Raw genomic sequence first — 19,056 nt, 5'->3', positions numbered from 1 at the left:
CCCCTTACCTCAGTCCTGGGTTCTCGCGCCCGATATGGTAAAAGAAGCGGACACGCGCGCTGTGGTATTCGGTCAGGGCGCGGCTGGCGTCGTTTTCGGCCTGGGTCAGCTTGAGCTGGGCGTCCAGCAGTTCGGTGATGGTGCCGGTATTGGTCATGTAGCGTTTGTTGGCCATGGCGTAGCTTTCGCGGGCTGCGTCCATGCCTTGGCGGGAGGCAGCGATAAGTTCCCTGGCGGCCTTGATGTCCAGCAGTGAGCGGATCACGTCGGCGCGCGCGCCGGACATGGCGTCTTCGTAGTCTTTTTGCAGGGATTGGGCCTTTTTGCGGTCAGCCAGGGTGGAAAAGGTTGTTTCGCCGCCGGAAAAGATTTCCCAGGAGAAATTCAGCCCTGCAGCCCAGTAGTTGCGGGTGTAGCCCTGATAGCGTTTGTCGTCGTATTCCTTGCTGGAGCTCATATTGTCGTAGGTGGCGTCCACGCGGGGCAGGTACTGTCCCATGGCGATGTGCATGTCCTTGTAGGCCACCTCCACCGACTTCCGGGCCATGGTCAGGTCAGGCCGCTGCCGTATGGCCGCTGCGACGGCTTCCTCTTCCGTGTATCCGACGGTGCTGGAGAAATTTTTGAGATTGCCGGCATAGCGCACGGGGCGGTCCGGAGAAAATCCCAGATATCTGTTGAGCTGCACTTCCGCGTTGCGGATGTCGTTGTTGACGCGGATGACCTGCTGCCGGGCGCTGGAAAGCTCGGTTCGGTTCTGGAGCACATTGACATAGGGGGCCATGCCCACTTTGACGAAGGCCTCTGCGGCCTTGAGCTGGGTTTCAATGCGGGCCACGGCTTCTTCCGCGCTTTTGAGATCCTCGCGGCATTTGAGCAGTTGCAGAAACTGAAGCTGCACATTGCTGCCCAGTTCCAGACGGGCCTGCCGGTGGCGGGCTTTTTCCACCTCCACCGCGATGCGGGATTTCTGCAGATTGTTCAGATGGGCGAAACCGGCGAACAGGGACAGCGAGGCCCGCAGACCTTTGGACCAGTTGTCGCTGGTGAGGTTGTCGCTGTTGTAGGTCTGCACTTCCTCGTAGTTCTGGACGCGGCTGCTGGTGCCCACCAGGGAAACGCGCGGCCAGAAATAACTCTGGGCCACGCCCACGTTCAGCCGGGCCTGTTCCAGCAGCAGCATTTTCGCCTCCACGCCGGGATTGGCCTGCATGGCACGGGCCACGGCCTGCTCCATGGTGAAGATTTCCGCGGCGCGCGGAGCATCCGGTTCCCGGAGCGGCAGCGCGAGGCAGAGCAGCAGAAGAAGACGGAACCAAAAAAGACGGCAACCTGTGTTCATCTCTTATATCCTTTGGGCGCGGCGGCGCGTCCGCTTCCGGCCCGGCGATCCGGCGCGGCTTTTTCCAGCAGAAAGCTCTGTCCGTCGGCGGAGGTGAGCGTCAGCGCCCCGCCTTCCAGCGACCATGAACGCACGGAGGCCAGCATGCGCGGCAGAACCTCCGCCCCGCAGGCTTCCAGCATGCGGGCGTCCTCCTTCCTGACGGAGAAGGTCAGGCCCGGCCCGCGCAGGACATAGTCCGCCGTCAGCCGCAGGCCCGGCCCGGTCACTTCCAGTGCGCCCTGCCCTTTGCCCCGCTCGCTGAAAACGCAGGAGGCGGCGGGCAGACCCGGCAGGGAAGGTAGAAGCCAGACTTCGCCCGCCACTCTGGCGGCAAAGTCCCCGTCTGTCGGGGCGGACCCGGCCTGTGACGGAAAACGGGTGGAAAAACTCCGGATGCGCTGGACGGCACAGCCGTTTTTTGCGGGCAGGATCACCGCATCCACAAAGAGGGAATCCTTCCCGGGCAGAGCCGCCAGCGCCTCGCCTTCAGCGGGCGCGAACACCCGCCCCGTGGCGCTGTCGGTCAGTGCCGCGCGGCCCGCAATACGATCCAGCCTGCCCATGACGCTGAAGGACGGCTTGCGGAACGGGGATTTTTTCAGCGCCAGGCTGTGCGGAAATCCGTCGTCCACCTGCCGCCAGAAGCCGGTCATGTCCCGCGTAACGGCTTTTTTGCCTCTGGGCGCGGCAATCTGGCGCAGGACGAAAAAGTTGCCGTCCAGCAGATAGAGTTCCACCCGCTGTTCCCCGCCGCCGGCGTGCTCCCCGCCCGTATACAGGCTGGCCGCCCGCAACGGGGCATGGCCGGAAAGGGCGGCAACGGCGGCCTGTGAGGTCTGGGGAATAACCGTTGCCGCCCACAGGAGGAAAACTGCAAGAATCCGGCGCATGCTCACTCCCTCAACGCTCTGTCCCAGTTTTTGAGCAGCGGCTCCATCATATAATAAAGGACCGTGCGCTGTTGGGTGGTGATGAAAACCGTGGCGGGCATGCCCGGCGAAAGATAGAGCTTGGCGTCTTTCAGGGCTCTGGGATCGATTTCCACATAACAAAGGTAATAGGGCATCACGCCCGCGCCGGTGCGCTCTTCCAGACGGTCAGCCGAGATGTAGGTGACTTTGGCGGGCATGTGCGGGGTAAGGCGCGTGTCAAAGGCGTCGAGCTGCACCAGGGCATCCTGTCCGATGTGGACTTCCGTGATCTTGTTGACCGGCACATGGGTTTCCACAATCAGGGGATTGTCGTGGGGCACGATGTCCATGAGCGGCTCGCCCGGACGCACGACTCCGCCCTTGGAATGCACCTTGAGATCCACCACGCGCCCGCCCACCGGAGCCACGATCTGCAGGCGCCTTTTTGCGTCTTTGAGCGGGCGGAGGCGCTCGCGGGTCTGGATGATGTCGTTTTCAAGCTTGCCGAGGGAGCTGGTGGCTTCTTCCACAAAGCGCACTTTCACGTCTTCGATGCGCAGATGCAGCTCGGCGGCCCGCTGTTTGGCCTCGGCGATGGACTGTTTGAGGCGTCCCCGGTTGCCCTGATGGCTGGCCAGGGTGCGTTCCAGCTCCAGAATCTGCGATTTTTCCAGATAGCGCTCATTGTAGAGCTGCCGCTTGGCGCGCAGTTCTTCATTAAGCGTGCCGATAATGGCCTGCTCGGCCTTGACCTGATCGTCAAAACCGGCCACCTGGGCGTCCAGCTGTGCAAGCTGGGTATTCAGCAGGGAAACCTGCGCGTTGAGAGCCTCCCGCCGGGCGGCGAAAATTTTGGCCTCGTTGTCCAGCACATCGAGGCTGTGGCGCTCTTCGGCCATGCGGCGCAGATCGTCGGGCCAGTGCAGTTCCTCTTTGAGATCCTTTTCGGCGGCCAACCGGATTCCGGCGGCCAGCTGGGCCACAAGCTGCTTTTGCAGCATGCTGGCGCTGGCGTCGATCTGCACCGATTCCAACAGGATGAGAGGCTGGCCCGCCGCCACTTCCTCGCCTTCGCGCACCAGAATGGCGTCCACAATGCCGCCTTCAAGATGCTGTACGGTTTTGCGTTCCGTTTCGATCTTGATTTTGCCCGGCGCCACCACGGCCCCGCTGATGTGGCCGAAAACCGACCAGATTCCCAGCGCCCCGAAGAAAAGACCCACCACCAGAAGTCCCTGGCGGATGATGCGGCGGGGGTCTTCCACATTTTCGCCCTTGGCGGCCTGGCGTTTTTCCGCGGCGCTGACGATGGGCTTGATGACGCTGGTTTCAATGACGGCCAGGGCCCTGCTCAGTTGCTTACGCATGTTCAGGCTCCCCGTCGCCGCTTTGCGGTTCATCGGGATTTTCCGGCGAGACGGCCTTGCGCCTTTCCAGCGCCTCCCGCAACAGTCTGGCTCTGGCCGCTTCCTCGCGCTGCTGTTTCTGGAGCTCCGCCAGCTTGGCCAGCACTTCCTGGCGCGCCCCGCACAGGGCGATCTGCCCGTCCTGCACCATCATGATGTTGTCCACAATGGAAAGGATATTGGGCTTGTGGGTTACCAGAATCAGAGTGGTGTGCTGTTGCTTGAGATGCAGCACGGCCTGCGCCAGCGAGGCCTCGCCCTCTTCGTCCAGATTGGAGTTGGGCTCGTCCAGCACGATGACGCGCGGATCGCCGTACAGGGCGCGCGCCAGACCGATGCGCTGGCGCTGTCCGCCGGAAAGGGCCGCGCCCTGGTCGCCAATCTGGGTGTCGTAGCCTTTGGGCAGGGCCAGAATCATTTCATGCACGCCCGCCATCCGGGCCGCCTTGATGACCCTGGCGGAATCCACCTCGCCGAGCCGGGCGATATTTTCCGCCACGCTGCCGGAAAACAGTTCCACATCCTGCGGCAGATAGCCGAGAAAAGGGCCGAGCTTTTCCGAATCCCAGGAAGCCATATCCGCGCGGTCGATGCGCACTTTGCCGCTGGTGGGCTCCCAGATGTTCAACAGCAGTTTGCAGAGGGTGGACTTGCCCGCAGCGCTGGGGCCGATAATGGCCAGGGACTGCCCGGCGGGCATGCGGAAGGATATCCCCTTGAGGATGGGCCGTCCCCCGGCGGCGAAATAGAGATTTTCGGCGGTCAGCTCGCCCTGCGGTTCCGGCAGGTCCATGGCCGGGAGGGGGCGCGGGGCGTCGAGCAGGGTCTTCAGGCGGCCATAGGCTCCCCGGGCTTCCAGGGACTGCTTGTAGCTGCCCATGGCCTGATCAATGGGCGCGAGCGCGCGGCCCATGACGATGGACGCGGCGATCATGACCCCGGCCGTGGATTCGTGCATGACCGTCAGATACGCGCCCACGGCGTAGATCAGCACTTGCAGGCCGACCCGCAGGGATTTGCTGACCGCGTGGATCAGGCCCGCGCTGCGGCTGGCCCGCGTCTGGAGTCGGATGATCAGGTCGTTGACCTTGCCCCAGCGCGCCGTGACATTGCCGATCATGCCCATGGAGCGCACGATGCTGGCGTTGCGCATGGCCGCGCCGGTAAGATTGAAGGAATGGGCATTGAGATGGCTTGCCGCTTCCAGACGCTTGCGGGTCAGCCGCTCGGTGAGGACGCCCAGAATCAGGACCAGCAGGCCGCCTCCCACAGCCACCATGCCCAGGGAAGGATGCAGGATGAAAATCAGGGCGAAATAGATGGGCATCCAGGGCACGTCGAAAAACGCGAATACCGCGTTGCCGCCCAGAAAATTGCGCAGGCTCTGCACGTCGCGCAAATTGCCGTTCTGCTCGGCAGGTTTGCCGGCAGGCGCTCCCGCGTTTTGCAGATTCAGCTTCAGCACGTCGCGGCTGAGCATGTGGTCGAACTCAATGCCGGCCCGTACCAGCAGGCGCGAACGGATCCACTCCAGCAAAGCCATGACCACCAGCGCGATGACGGCGGCGATGGTGATGACCGTCAGTGTCGAAAGATTGTAGCTGGTCAGCACTTTGTCATAAACCTGCAGCATGTAGATGGAAAATGTCAGCTGCAGAATATTGACGAACATGCTGAAGAAGAAGGCATATCCGAAGAAATACCGGCACGAGCGCAGAAAATCTTGCATGAAGAGGCACTTTCCTTAGCCGCCGGGCACAGGAAAAGAAGCACGGAAGGAGAGAATGCCTTTCCATGGCCGACGGGCGCGGCGAAACGAGCGGTGACGCCGTTGGGGGTTCAATACGGCGCAGACTATAATTTCAGGGGCAGGCTTTGTCCAGAGGGAAATTACACAAACACTTAGTGGCCGAAATCTTTCCAGATTCGGCCTCAACAGACTAGAAAACTTTCGTTTCCTACTTATTTATCAATTCCATGCGGCATTCATTGCGAATGCCCTGTCCGACAGAAGGACTCATGCCGGACTTTCGTGCTCATGCTCGTGTATTGAACCGGGAAGCGCCCGGCGTCATGCAAACGCCCGGAGAATGTCTTTTACGGGAATCCGGCAGCAATAAGAAAAAATGCGGCCGCCGAGGTGAACGCCAAAACGCCTTATCGAGTTTTAATGGGGTACACCTCTATGAGACACCGCTCAAAGACGTCCCAGCAATAACCCTCCGGTATGAATTTGTCAACTTTTTCTTTAAGGCTGATTCCTCATCCCGTTCAGGTATGGGTTCGTCGCTCCCGATCATGCCACGGGGCTTCATGGCGCAGGCCCGTACAGCCTTTCCGGGAATCCCGGACGGAGCGCATGCCGCCTTCCTCGTTCTGGCGCAGCGACCTGTAGATGGTCTGGCGGGACACCCCATATTCCTCCGCGATGCGGCTCACGGACTCTCTTGCAATGCGCCGGGAAATTTCTTCCAGTTGCTCCGCTGAAAGCGCACGCTTGCGCCCTTTATATTTACCCTTCGCCTTGGCAATGGCAATGCCTTCCCGCTGGCGCTCACGGATGAAAGCCCGTTCGAATTCAGCCACAGCGCCGATAATCTGTAGGTGCAGTTTTTGAAAGGGTGAGCTGTCGCTTGAAAAAGTCAGTTTTTCTTTGTGAAACCGCACTGTGACGCCCCTTTCGGCCATTTCCGAAAGCAGCAGAAGCAGATCCTGCAAATTTCTCGTCAATCTGTCGATGCTGTGGACATGTAGTGTATCACCACGCTGCAACGCCGTAAGGCACTTCTGCAACTCAGGTCTGTTCGTGTCTTTGCCGCTGATCATATCCGTATATATCTTTTCAAGATGGACTCCATCCAGTTGTCTGTCTGTATGTTGATCATATGAGCTGACCCTGATGTAGCCTATATCCATAGTTTTCTCCTGCATGCGTTATTCCATGAGGATATAACGAGATGCTCTGTCATCTCATTTGATATGCAATGTGAAGTAGGCTGTCTTTTTCATTTGTATATCTCATCTTTTGTATTATGTATAATTTCTTTTAACTCTATTTGTTTTTTCATAAAAAATGAAAAAATAGTATATAATTTGATTATAAAATAGAATTCCTAATTTTGTAACAATAGGGTGTACCCTATTGTTACATTTTCACGTGATTGGAAGGCGTGGAGAAGGGTGCGTGAAGGGACCTCTTTTTATGGAGCACGTCAGCAACTGGTGCAAACAGTAAAACTTTATTTTGGAGGAATCCATGGCTGTACCTTCTTGGTTTGAGAAAGATGTCTATTTCAATAATAAGCTCCAGATGATGGGCGAAGGTTGGGATAGTCTGCAGTTGAAAGCCGCTTTCGATGCCGCCGGCTATTCAACGGACGCGGAAGGCCTGTACAGGCATTTTCTGGACTACGGCAATGCTGAAGGCGTGAGCGCCAGCTCCTGGTTCGACAGCTCCGAATACCTGTACAACAAGGCTGCGGACTACTACGAACGGACCAACATCACCGGCCAGAATGCCAATTCCATGCTTGTGGCCATGAACCAGGCGGGCATGAGCCCGTATGAGCACTTCCACCAGTACTGGGCCGAAAGCTTTGCCTCCAAGGGGGTTTTCCACAATCCTTCACAGAGCTTTGACACTGCCGCGTACATGAATGCCAAGTTGGCCGAGATGCAGAAGGGCGACCCTGCCTACACCATGGAAATGCTGGTGAAGGACTTCCAGGACGCCGGGCTTGACCCCATCCAGCATTATGAAATGTACGGCAAGGCCGAGGGCCTCTCCGTGAACGCCGCCACCCTCGGCAACACCTATCAGCTCACCACCGGCGACGACGAAATTCAGGGCACTGCGGGCAACGACTATATCAACGCCAAAGTCGGAACCCTTGACGACCGTGACTACATTGACGGCCAGGCCGGCCACGACACCCTGTATGCCGACATCGAGAGCGGCAGGACGGACGACGTCATTTCGCCTGAAATCCAAAATGTGGAAACCATTCTCTTCCACGTTCAGCAGGCTACCGGCGGCACGGGCGGCAATCTGACCAACGCCTACTTCGACGCCGAAAATGTGCACCTGGCCGATGGCCAGATGCTGACCCTCGGTTCGGACAACAGCCGCAGCTCCCTTAGTGTTGAGGACGTGCGCCACAAATCCACGGAAACCACGGTCCGCTTCTCCAATACTGATCCCGGCGGCGTGGATTTCTCGGTTTACTTTGATGCGCAACACCTCGCGCGCGAGGACAGCCAGACCACGGGCACGCTGTATGCGCAGCTCATCGACACGGTGGGCGCTTTGCCCGTGGTTGACGGCGGCCATGCTGATCCTCTGTATGACAACCCATACACTGGCTTCAAGTTCTCGCTCAACGGCAAGGAGTACACGCTGAACTTCGGCGCGTACAACCATACCACCGACGATTCCCCCTCCTATGACGAACTGGTCGCCCAGATGCAGGCCGCCATTGATGCCGATTCCGAACTGTCCGGCCTGGGCCTGACCGTCACCAAGGGCGATGTGTTCACGGCCGTGGTGGGCATCGGCGATCACAAAGGCGAAACCGTCCAGGGCAACAAGATCGTGATCTCCTCCGATCAGGGGGCCCTGGAAGGCGGCAACTGGATCGCCTCCAACGGCCTTCCGCCGACCAACTCCACTTCGGCCACGTTCAGCGACGACGCGCAGACGACCTGCCCCCTGATCCAGACCAATGTGGAGCTGGACAACGTGGGCCGCGTGCAGTGGGATGACGCCAGCCCCTGCCTGCCCGATGATTCCATCTTAGGCAGCGAAGCGGGCCATCTGGTCATTGGCTCCAATGCGGGCCGCGGCGGCGTGGAGCGCTTCGACGTGGTCGTGGACAAGGGGTCGTGGCTGTCCAGCCTGTCCTCCACCAACGACACCCTGCGTCTGGTCACGGTGAAGAACGGCGCGGTGAACGGCGCCGGCGACGACGGCAATCTTTTCATCGGCACGCCGCTTGATGTTGAAGCTCTGGGCAACACGGGCGTCAATCCCGCCACCGACGCGGAACTCGCCCACTGGATGAACGTGCCCCGCTTGCTGAGCACCGACGGTCTGACCAACGTCAAGGTCTTCGATGCCAGCGAGATGAACGGCAAGGTGAACATCGGTGCGCAGCTCACGGATACAGCGTTGGACAAGTATATGGCGGATGTGGACGGCCTGAACACCATGTACAGCAACTACGCTCCCAGCGGCGATTTCCGCTACTATCTGGGTACAAACGACGACACCCTGAACATGAAGGTCAACGCCGGCATCGCCGCCGACCGCGACTTCAAGCTGGACATCCAGACCAACGCCGGCAACGACCTGGTGAACTTCTCCTTTGAGAATCTTACCGGCAGCCGTCTACTGAACCAGATCGCCCTGAACAATGTGTCCATCGACCTGGGCGCGGGCAATGACGAAGTGTGGTTCTGGGGCAACGGCGCGGTGAAAGTGAATGACGGCGTGGGCGACGACAAGGTCTATGTGGGGCAGAACGCCCACGACCAGAATGCGGTCTTCGTGTTCGGCGCCAACAATACGGCCGAAACCTTCATAAAGGCCGGTCCCGACGGCGCGCAGCCCCTGCAGAACGAAGTCGTGGCCACTAATGCCGTGGGCCTTGAAATCACCTCGGCCACTGCCGGCACCGTGACCGTTACGGTGACATTCAACGGCATCACCTCCGAGGTGACGCTGGATGTGGCCGCTGGCCAGAAAGGCATCAGCGTGGATGACGTCAATCACGCCATCATCGCGGCAATCAATGAGGATCCGACCTTGGGCGCTCTGCTGGTGGCCAAGGACGGCATGGGGCACTCCCTGCTGGTGGAATCCCTGGTTGACGGTGCATTTGCTGCCACTGATCTGAGTGTGGACTTCGCCGGCACGAATGTGACGATCGGCGCTAACGGCGTTTATGCCAACGGCAATAATGATTCCGACCTGGCCGTCAACGGCGTGGAGGCTGTCGACAGCGCGCTGGATATCCAGACCCAGGGGACTGGCGGCACTCCTGAAGTTCAGGCGCTCACCGCTGCTCTGGACTTTGGTGCCGGAGCCGCTACCGACGACTATACGGTCGTTTACAACGGCAAAGCCTATACTTTCGAGCGCGGTGCCGACGAAACTGCCATGGCCACCGCCATGCAGACCGAATTGGTGGCTGACCACACCGGCCTGACGGTTGCCGGGGCGAAGAACGCGGACGGGACCTATACCTTCACCATCACCGGCGCCACCGCGGGCGGAGATATCAGCGACGACACCGTCCTCGTGAAGGGCACTCCCGCTGACGTCGCCGGTACCGATCTCGGCACCACCAGCATGAACACTGTTGATCTGACTGCCGGCGACGACGTCATCGCCCTGAACGTGAATTCGTCCCACACCGCTTTCGACACCCTGGTGGTGAACGGCGCGTTCGACGACGACACCGTCCTGGGCTTCCAGACCGGCATCGACAAAATCGACGCCACCGGCCTTGGACTGGACGGCAAAGTGCTCGACACCGCCAAGGTCATTGACGCCACGAATGCCCATTACGGTATTGACGGCATTACAGGCCTCACCGCCGGCAAGAACATCGTGGTTGTCCAGAACGCCGACGCCGCCGCAGATGACGGCAATTACTGGGTGTTCTCGGTCACCTCGGCCGACGGCACGATTGACGCCGGCGACACTGTAAATCTGCTCGGCACCCTCAGCACCGGCGAGGACAATTCCATCGCCCTCGGCGATATCATCGCCGCCTAATCCTTCAACTCGAAGGTCGCGTGCCGCTCCCGCCCTGCTGGGCGGGAGCCCGGCCGCGACAGCGGGGCTGCCGTCGTCGCTGTGCCAGGCGGGGCGGCAGCTCTTTTTCATTCCTTGCGTCCTCAAAAACGGCACTTTCGCTGCTCGCAGGAGATTCCATGTCCCAGCCGCGCATCGTTCCTCTCAGCAAGACCAGGCATGCGGCCCTGACCTTCGGCACCCTGGAGGACTATTCCTTCACCTCGGCCATGAACAGCATACCCCTTCTGAGCTTTGAAGCCGTGGAGGCGTCCCGCTGCTTCGCCATAGCCTTTCCTGCCGCGGGGTCAGCCATTCCCTATGCCCTGCTGGGCCTGGGCGGAAAAAATATATTCGTGGACGCCCGGGGCCGCTGGACCGCTCCTTATCTGCCTCTGTACGCGGCTAACCATCCTTTTTCGCTGATTGCCGCGCCTTCCCCCGAACAGGAGAAATTGCCGGGAGTTGTTCTGGCCGTGGACGAGGATGCCCCGCACTTCCGCCGGAAGGACGGCCTGCCGCTCTATGGCGAGGACGGCGAACCCTCGGAATTTTTGCGGCGCATCACAGCCACGCTGGGCAACCAGCATCAGCGCCACAGGGACAACGAACAGGCCCTGGCCGAACTGGGGTTGAGCGGCGTGCTGGCGGAGCAGAGCGTCACTATCCGCGCCGACGGAAAAGAACGCGCTGTGAGCGGCCTGCGTGTGGCGGGACGGGACAAGGTCATGGCCCTGCCCGACGCCACTCTGTCCCGCTGGGCCCGAAACGGCCTGCTGGAAATACTCTTTGCCCACTGGCGGAGCATGCGGCATCTGCAAGCCCTGCTGGACGATCCGTCTTGTCCGGCACCAAATCCGGCGCGCGTCGGCGCCCGCAAAGCCTGAAGTTCCCGGTTCGCCATCCCTTTCCGGAGGTGGTCCATGCTTCCCGCACCCGCTGTCACGGTCATCATGCCCAGCTACAACTACGCCCGCTATCTGCCGGGAGCGCTGCGCGGCGCGCTGGGCCAGAGCATGGCGGATTTCGAGCTGCTGCTGGTGGAGGACGGCTCCACGGATCAATCCTTGGCCGTGGCCCGGAGCTTTGCCGCCCGCGACTCCAGAGTGCGCGTGCTGACCCATGCGGACGGCAGGAATCACGGCCTGCCCGCCGCCCTGGCTCTGGCCCTGGCCGAGGCAAGGGGCCGTTGGACGGCCTTTCTGGAGGCCGACGACCTCTGGCATCCTCTTTGTCTGGAACGACGCCTGGTAACGGCGGAAAAGAACGGCGCGGGCGTGGTCTGCAACGACATTGCGCCCTTTGTCATGCCAGGAGCCGATACCGCTTGGTTTGAGGGCTATGTGCCGCGCGTCATGCGCTGGCATGCCCGGCTTGCCCCGGCGCACTGTGATGTGCGCCCCTTTCTGCTGGAAAACAAAATTCCCACCTTTTCCTGCGCCATGGCCAGAACCGGCCTGCTGTGCCGCGTCTCCCTGCAAACGCCCGTGCCGCGCTGGCTGGACTGGTGGGTCTGGGCCCAGCTCGCCGCGCTCGCGCCCTTTGCTTTTGTGCCGGAAAAACTCACCCGCTGGCGGTTGCACCCCAAAAGCTGGCACCACAAGGTGGAACTCTTCAGCTACCTTGAGGAATTCCGCCGCATGGGGCGCGGCTTCCGCCGTCTGTTCGCTCGCGAACTGGCCCGGCGAAGGCAATGGGGCGCGCTGGCCTTTCTGCTGCTGCCCGCCGCCTTGCGCCTGAATGCGCGTATGGCGTTGGCGGCGCGCGAGGAAGGAGTCACGCGCATTCTGCGGCGTATTGCATCCCGCCTGGATGTCTCCCGCTCCATCCGCAGATTCTAGGCTCAGTCCTCATTAAAAGTGCCTGCTGCAAAGCCGCCTTTTCCGTGCAGCTGCGTTGCAAAAAAGAAATTGACCTCGCGGTATATTTAATACAGCTTCGCCCGGTTTCTCCTTTGCGCCTTGCTGCCCGAAAAAATTCAGTTTTTCGCGGACGGCGTTTTAATGAGGGCTGAGCCTAGACGGAGGATCTTTGAAATTGTATCCAAATTTTAACGTGGACGCCGCGCGGGCGTCGGCTCCCGCCGCCAGAGCAAGCGCCGCCGCAGCGGAACTTCTCTTGACGATACGGCGGCGGATGCTTATCGAAGTCTTGAATCTTGGCGTAAGTTACGGTATCAAGAGCGATTGCCGCCAGTTGCGGGTTGCGGTTTCGGAACGCGCCAGGCGTTCCTGTTTCCGGGCGTACGGCTGGTGATGAAGAATTACAGTATGTTATTTTAATAATGGCGGTTTGGATCCGGCGCCGCAAGCCTGTGGGTTCAAGCCTCGATTCCCGCGCCAACATCCCCATTACCAGAAAGGAGCCCCACGTGGAATACAGCGCTGAAGATCTTTCGCCGGTCAAGAAAAAGATCGTGATCACCACGGAACCGCAGGAAGTGGAAGCGGCCATCATGGGCGCCGTGGCCCTGTATAAAACTTCCGTGCAGCTGGACGGTTTCCGCAAGGGCAAGGTGCCCGCCTCGGTCATTGAGCAGCGCTTCCGCGACAAGATTTACGAAGAGGCCCGCCAGGATCTGATCAACGTGCATATCAACGAGGTCATGCAGAACCTGGATGTGCAGCCCCTGTCCGGCATTAATGTGGACGGCGCGGAGGCCCTGGAGCGGGGCAAGGGCTATGCCTACAGCATTGAATTTGAAGTGCTGCCCACGTTTGATCTGCCCCCCTACGAGGGCATGGAAGTGGAGCAGGAAAAGGTGGAGGTCAAGGAGCAGGAAGTGGCGGATGTCATTGAGCGCATCCGGCGCGACCGCGCCCAGCTTGTGCCGGTGGACGGCGCGGGTCCGGCCGTGGACGGTCAGGTCGCCAGCATTGACTTCGCCGCTTACGAGAACGGCCAGCCCCTGGAGGGCGTCAAGGCCGAGAATTTTGACCTGGCTCTGGGCGAGCACCAGGCCCTTGAGGATTTCGAGGCTCTGGTCAAAACCATCCCCTACGGCCAGGAAGGCGAGGGCGAAATCCGTTTCCCCGACGACTTCATCGCCAAGGACCTGGCCGGCAAGACCGTGACCATGAAGGTCAAGGTGCATGCGGTCAAGGAACGCAAGCTGCCCGAGCTCAATGACGACCTGGCCAAAAGCCTGGGCCTGGACAATGTGGACAAGCTCAAGGAAACCATCACCCGCAGTTATACCCAGAGCCGCGAAAATCTGAACAAGAGCGCGACCCAGAAAACCATGCTGGACCGGCTGCTGAAGATGGTGGATTTTCCCCTGCCCGAAAGCCTGCTGGACATCCAGATGCGCACCTTGCTGACGGACCTCAAGGCCCGCCTGGAACGCCAGGGCAAGGGCCTGGAATCTCTGGGCAAGAGCCCCGAGGAACTGCGCAAGGAAATGCTGCCGCAGGCCGAGGAACTGGCGCGCATCCAGGTGCTGCTGCTCTCCATCGCCAAAAAAGAGGGCCTGGAGGTTTCAGACCAGGAAGTCAATACCCATATTTATCAGGAAAGCCTGCGCAGCGGCGAGGACTTCAAGGCTCTGCGCGAGAGCTATGAGCGTTCCGGCCTGATCTTTGTGCTGCGTGACCGTCTGTTGGCCGACAAGGCCATGGACCGGATCTACGCCAAGGCCAAGGTGACGGAAGTGGAGCCCAAGGAGCCCCGGACCGGAGACGGCGACGCCGAGGCTCCGGCGGAGGCCCCCGCCGAATCCAAGGAAGAAACGAAGTAAGGAAAAGGCGGCCTGAGGGCCGCCTTCCGCGTGATGACAAACACCGCGCGGCGGACGTGCGCCGCCGCGCGGAGAGGCACGAAAATCGGTCGCTGCGGCGCGGCGAAACCGCGACCCGCTTCCGGTTTTCGGGGCTGTTGACATGGTCAGCAGCCTTTTACAGTTTTCACGGCCCGCGCCTGCGGCGGGCCGGAAACCGTGAGGCGGATATATGTCTTTAGTTCCCATGGTCATTGAAACCACAGGCCGCTCCGAGCGGGCCTATGATATTTATTCCCGGTTGCTCAAGGACCGTATTGTGCTTCTGGGCTCGGAGGTCAACGACGCCGTGGCGTCGCTGATCTGCGCCCAGCTTCTTTTCCTGGAGTCCCAGGATCCGGAAAAGGAAATCAACCTGTACATCAATTCCCCCGGCGGGTCGGTGACGGCCGGTCTGGCCATCTACGACACCATGCGCTACATCACCTCGCCGGTCACCACGGTCTGCATGGGCCGGGCGGCGAGCATGGGGGCTTTTCTGCTGGCCGCCGGTGAGCCGGGCATGCGTTTTGCACTCCCCAACAGTCAGATCATGATCCACCAGCCTTCGGGCGGTTTTCAGGGCCAGGCCACGGATATCGAAATCCACGCCCGTGAGGTGCTCCGCCTCAAGGAGCGGCTCAACCGCATGCTGGCGGAGAACACCAAGCGGCCCTATGAGGACGTGGTCAAGGCCACGGAGCGCGACAACTTTTTGACCCCTGAAGAAGCCAAGGAACTCGGCATCATCGACCGCGTGCTGGCCTCACGCCGAGAGATGGCGCAGGAAAAGAGCGAATAAGCCATGGGCAATACCACAAAAAACACGGTCAACGAGCCGTTGCGCTGCTCTTTCTGCGGCCGCAGCGAGCTGGAGGTGCGCAACCTCATCGTGCAGGACGGCGCAAGCATCTGCGACAACTGCGTCAAGGCCTGCAACGAGATCATCGCCCGCGACCAGCTGGAAAGCCCGGACAGCGGCGAACGCCTGCTTTCACCCCAGGAAATCAAGGACCGGCTGGACGAATACGTCATCGGGCAGCACGAGGCCAAGAAAATTCTTTCCGTGGCCGTGCACAACCACTACAAGCGCGTGTTCTATGCCGACGCCCTGGGCCACGACGTGGAGCTGGAAAAAAGCAACATCCTGCTGGTGGGACCCTCGGGCAGCGGTAAAACCCTGCTGGCCAAGACCCTTGCCAAGGTGCTGCGCGTGCCTTTCGCCATTGCCGACGCCACCACCCTGACCGAGGCCGGCTATGTGGGCGAGGATGTGGAAAACATCCTGGTCCAGCTGCTCCAGAATGCGGATTACGACCTGGAGGCCGCCGGTAAGGGCATCATCTACATTGACGAAATCGACAAGATTTCGCGCAAGGGCGACGGCCCCTCCATCACCCGCGACGTGTCCGGTGAAGGCGTGCAGCAGGCCCTGTTGAAGATCATTGAAGGCACCGAGGCCAACATTCCGCCCAAGGGCGGGCGCAAGCACCCGCAACAGGAATTCATCCGCATGAACACGGGCAATATCCTGTTCATTGTGGGCGGGGCTTTTGTGGGTCTGGACAAGATTGTGGAATCGCGCATGAGCGGCGGTTCCATGGGCTTCGGCGCCAAGGTGCGCAGCAGCAAGGAGACGCCCCTGGCCGAACTGCTGGAAAAAATCCATCCGCAGGATCTGGTCCAGTTCGGCCTGATTCCTGAATTCGTGGGCCGCATTCCCATCATCACCCACGTGGACGAACTGGACGAGCCGGATCTGGTGCGCATTCTCACCGAGCCCAGGAACGCCCTGGTGCGCCAGTACCAGAAGCTCTTCGAGCTGGACCATGTGACCCTGCGTTTCACGCCCAATGCCCTCAAGGCCATTGCGGCCAGGGCCATTGAGCGCAAAACCGGCGCGCGCGGCCTGCGCAACGTCATGGAAAAGATCATGCTGGACATCATGTTCAAGCTGCCGTCCATGCCCAACGTCAAGGAATGCCTGATCAACCGGGCGGTGATCGAAAAGGGCAAGGAGCCGGTGCTGCTTTATGGGGACGGCGGCGAGGCCGTGAGTGAAGAAGAGCGTTTGTCCGCGGACAAGGCATCCTAACGCGTTTTTAAGACTTGAAATGCTCGTTTACGGCGGCCAAACCCGCCTGCTCGCATTTCGTGGCAAGGATTTGCAGACAAATCTTTGCGGAGCGGTTTAACTTTGCAATGCTGTGCATTTCAAGAGAATATGTTGCAACGGGCTTTCGCGGGCCGCGGCCAAGAGGCCCGGCCCGCTGACGCCTTTCGGGGAGAGAGATTATGTCTGACGCAGTGCGTGGGAATGCCTTTCAGGAACTGCCGGTCATGCCCTTGCGGGAAGTGGTCATGTTTCCCCGCTCGATCATGCCGCTTTTCGTGGGGCGCGAAGCCTCCATCAAAGCCATAGAGGCGGCCCAGGCCTCGTACAGCAAACAGATTTTCCTGGTGGCCCAGCGCGAGCCGGAACTGGAAAAGCCCGAGGCTGACGATTTGTGCGCCGTGGGCGTGGTCAGCAAGGTTTTGCAGATGCTGCGCCTGCCCGACGGCACCATCAAGGTGCTCTTTGAGGGACTGTACCGCGCGGCCTGGCAGGATTTGCGCGAGGCCGACCAGTGCATGCTGGCCGGGGTGCGCCGTCTGGAGGAAAGCCAGAGCCGTCCGGAAGAAAAAGAGGCTCTGGTCCGCGCGGCCCACGAATCCCTGGAAGAGTACGGCAAAAACAACAAGAAGATTTCGCAGGAAGCCGTGCTTGCCATCCTGGCCCTGCATGAGCCCGGCCCGCTGGCCGACGCGATTTTGCCCCATCTCAAGGTGGAGTACCGCAAAAAGCAGGAAGCGCTGGAGCTTTCCGACGTGACCGAGCGCCTGGAGCGCACCTATGAGCTGTTGCAGGGCGAGGTGGCCCTGTCCACGGTGGAAAAGCGGATCAAGAACCGGGTCAAAGTCCAGATGGAGCGCAACCAGCGCGAATACTATCTCAACGAGCAGATCAAGGCCATCAACAAGGAAATGGGGCGCGACGACGATCCCCAGGCCGAGGTGGACGAGCTGGAGCAGAAGCTCAAGGCCCGCGACATGCCCGAAGAGGCCCGGCAGAAAGCGCTCGCCGAAGTGAAGAAGCTGCGCGCCATGCCGCCCTCGGCCGCCGAATATACGGTGGTGCGCAATTATGTGGACTGGATTTTGGATTTGCCCTGGAACGATCTGAAAAGCATCGACATCGACATTGAAAAGGCCCGCGCCATTCTGGACGGCGATCACTACGGCCTGGAAAAGCCCAAGGAGCGCATCCTGGAATATCTGGCCGTACAGAAGCTTTCGCACGGCCTGAAAGGTCCCATTCTTTGTTTTGTGGGCCCTCCCGGCGTGGGCAAGACCTCGCTGGCCAAGTCCGTGGCCCGGGCCACAGGCCGCGACTTCATCCGCCTTTCCCTGGGCGGAGTGCGCGACGAGGCCGAAATCCGGGGCCACCGCCGCACGTATGTGGGCGCGCTGCCGGGCAAGATCATCCAGTCCCTGAAGCGGGTCAAATACAACAATCCCCTGTTCTGCCTGGATGAAGTGGACAAGATGACTTCGGATTACCGGGGCGACCCGGCCTCGGCCCTGCTGGAGGTGCTGGATCCGGAGCAGAACAATACCTTCATGGACCACTATCTGGATCTGGAATACGATCTGTCCAAAGTCTTTTTCATCACCACGGCCAATTCCCTGCACACCATTCCGGTGCCCCTGCTGGACCGCATGGAAATCATCGAGCTGTCCAGCTACCTGGAGACGGAAAAGCGGCACATCGCCCGGCGTTTCCTGCTGCCCCGCCAGGTTGAGGAGCACGGCCTCAGGGAAGGCAACATCCGCATATCGGAAAACGCCCTGCTGGAGATTATCCGGGGCTACACGCGCGAGGCCGGAGTGCGCAACCTGGAACGTGAAATCGCGGCCCTCTGCCGCAAAACCGCCATCCGGCTGGTGGAAGACGACGACCTGGAGAAGTGCGTGTCCATTTCCCGCCAGAGCCTGCAGGGTTTTCTGGGCGTGAAGAAATACCGCCATGAGGAGCGCGAGGACGAGCCCCAGGTGGGCGTCTGCGCCGGGCTGGCCTACAATCAGCGCGGCGGCGAAATCCTGCTGGTGGAAACCAGCCTGATGAGCGGCGCGGGTCATGTGGTGACCACCGGCCAGTTGGGCGAGGTCATGACCGAATCGGCCAAGGCGGCCCTGTCCTACGTGCGTTCGCGCGCGGAAGTGCTGGGCTTGGACCCGCGCTTTCACCGCAAGGTGGATATCCACGTGCACGTGCCCGCCGGAGCCACGCCCAAGGACGGCCCCTCGGCGGGCATTACCCTGGCGACCTCCATCACTTCGGCCCTGTTGGGCATTCCGGTGCGCAACGACGTGGCCATGACCGGCGAAATCTCCCTGCGCGGGCGGGTGCTGCCCATCGGCGGCCTGCGGGAAAAACTGCTGGCCGCGCGGCGCAGCGGCATCAAAAAGGTCATTATGCCGCGCGACAATGAAAAAGACCTCAAGGAAGTGCCGGACGAGGTGCTCCGGGATCTGGAACTGGTTTTTGTGGAGCATGTGGACGAAGTGCTGCCCCAGGCCTTGGCCGCCGCGCCGGAGGAAATCTTCTCGGGCCGGGCCACGGCCAAACCTATCTATCATTCCCTGCGCGCGCACGGCGAGGACAAGAGCGGCGCCGGCGAAAGCCGGCCCGCGCAGTAGGGCCGCAAGGCAAGAGAAAAAATACGAAGCGCCCCTGATCCTCAGTGATCAGGGGCGCTTTTTCG

General features: G+C 60.6%; 12 protein-coding genes. 7 read left to right on the top strand and 5 right to left on the bottom strand.

Annotated features, from left to right (window positions below; genetic code table 11):
• Positions 1-4: 4 nt before the first annotated feature.
• The 5 genes from KH208_RS03800 to KH208_RS03780 form a co-directional block, all read right to left on the bottom strand.
• Positions 5-1,342, bottom strand: coding sequence for a TolC family protein (locus KH208_RS03800; RefSeq protein ID WP_291433961.1), 1,338 nt, complete (start codon positions 1,340-1,342; stop codon positions 5-7).
• Positions 1,339-2,274, bottom strand: coding sequence for a hypothetical protein (locus KH208_RS03795; RefSeq protein WP_291433959.1), 936 nt, complete (start codon positions 2,272-2,274; stop codon positions 1,339-1,341). The genes KH208_RS03800 and KH208_RS03795 overlap by 4 nt, the downstream gene beginning before the upstream one ends.
• Before the next feature lie 2 nt (positions 2,275-2,276).
• Positions 2,277-3,662, bottom strand: a complete 1,386-nt coding sequence (locus tag KH208_RS03790) for an HlyD family type I secretion periplasmic adaptor subunit (RefSeq protein WP_291433958.1) — start codon at positions 3,660-3,662, stop codon at positions 2,277-2,279.
• The gene (locus KH208_RS03785; RefSeq protein ID WP_291433957.1) at positions 3,655-5,430 is read right to left on the bottom strand and encodes a type I secretion system permease/ATPase; all 1,776 of its coding nucleotides are present in this window, start codon (positions 5,428-5,430) and stop codon (positions 3,655-3,657) included. Before KH208_RS03785 ends, KH208_RS03790 begins: the two co-directional genes overlap by 8 nt.
• Positions 5,431-5,972: 542 nt before the next feature.
• Positions 5,973-6,632 (bottom strand): recombinase family protein, encoded by a 660-nt coding sequence (locus KH208_RS03780; RefSeq protein WP_291433955.1) that lies wholly within the window; start codon positions 6,630-6,632, stop codon positions 5,973-5,975.
• A gap of 325 nt (positions 6,633-6,957) precedes the next feature.
• Between KH208_RS03780 and KH208_RS03775 the strand changes: the two genes are divergently transcribed.
• From KH208_RS03775 to lon, 7 genes are all read left to right on the top strand, one after another.
• Entirely contained in the window at positions 6,958-10,479 is a 3,522-nt protein-coding gene (locus KH208_RS03775; RefSeq protein WP_291433954.1) for a hypothetical protein, read from the top strand.
• Between the two features lie 158 nt (positions 10,480-10,637).
• Complete coding sequence (locus KH208_RS03770; RefSeq protein WP_291433953.1) at positions 10,638-11,384, top strand: SapC family protein; 747 nt, start codon at positions 10,638-10,640, stop codon at positions 11,382-11,384.
• 36 nt (positions 11,385-11,420) lie between these two features.
• Positions 11,421-12,338 carry a glycosyltransferase family 2 protein gene (locus KH208_RS03765; RefSeq protein WP_291433952.1) on the top strand — a complete coding sequence of 306 codons (918 nt, stop codon included), beginning with the start codon at positions 11,421-11,423 and terminating at the stop codon, positions 12,336-12,338.
• A gap of 530 nt (positions 12,339-12,868) precedes the next feature.
• The gene (gene tig, locus KH208_RS03760; protein WP_291433950.1) at positions 12,869-14,233 is read left to right on the top strand and encodes a trigger factor; all 1,365 of its coding nucleotides are present in this window, start codon (positions 12,869-12,871) and stop codon (positions 14,231-14,233) included.
• A 211-nt stretch (positions 14,234-14,444) separates the two neighbouring features.
• Positions 14,445-15,053: an ATP-dependent Clp protease proteolytic subunit gene (locus KH208_RS03755; RefSeq protein ID WP_008685796.1), complete on the top strand. Its 609-nt coding sequence runs from the start codon at positions 14,445-14,447 to the stop codon at positions 15,051-15,053.
• Positions 15,054-15,056: 3 nt separating this feature from the next.
• Positions 15,057-16,346, top strand: a complete 1,290-nt coding sequence (gene clpX, locus KH208_RS03750) for an ATP-dependent Clp protease ATP-binding subunit ClpX (protein WP_291433947.1) — start codon at positions 15,057-15,059, stop codon at positions 16,344-16,346.
• Between the two features lie 200 nt (positions 16,347-16,546).
• Positions 16,547-18,991 carry an endopeptidase La gene (gene lon, locus KH208_RS03745; protein ID WP_291433945.1) on the top strand — a complete coding sequence of 815 codons (2,445 nt, stop codon included), beginning with the start codon at positions 16,547-16,549 and terminating at the stop codon, positions 18,989-18,991.
• The last annotated feature ends 65 nt before the right edge of the window (positions 18,992-19,056 follow it).

It is taken from the genome of Desulfovibrio sp., from assembly GCF_018379785.1.
In the GTDB taxonomy this organism is placed as follows: Bacteria; Desulfobacterota; Desulfovibrionia; order Desulfovibrionales; family Desulfovibrionaceae; genus Desulfovibrio.
The sequence above is the reverse complement of the archived record's forward strand: the minus strand, read 5'-3'. Positions and strand labels throughout refer to the sequence as shown.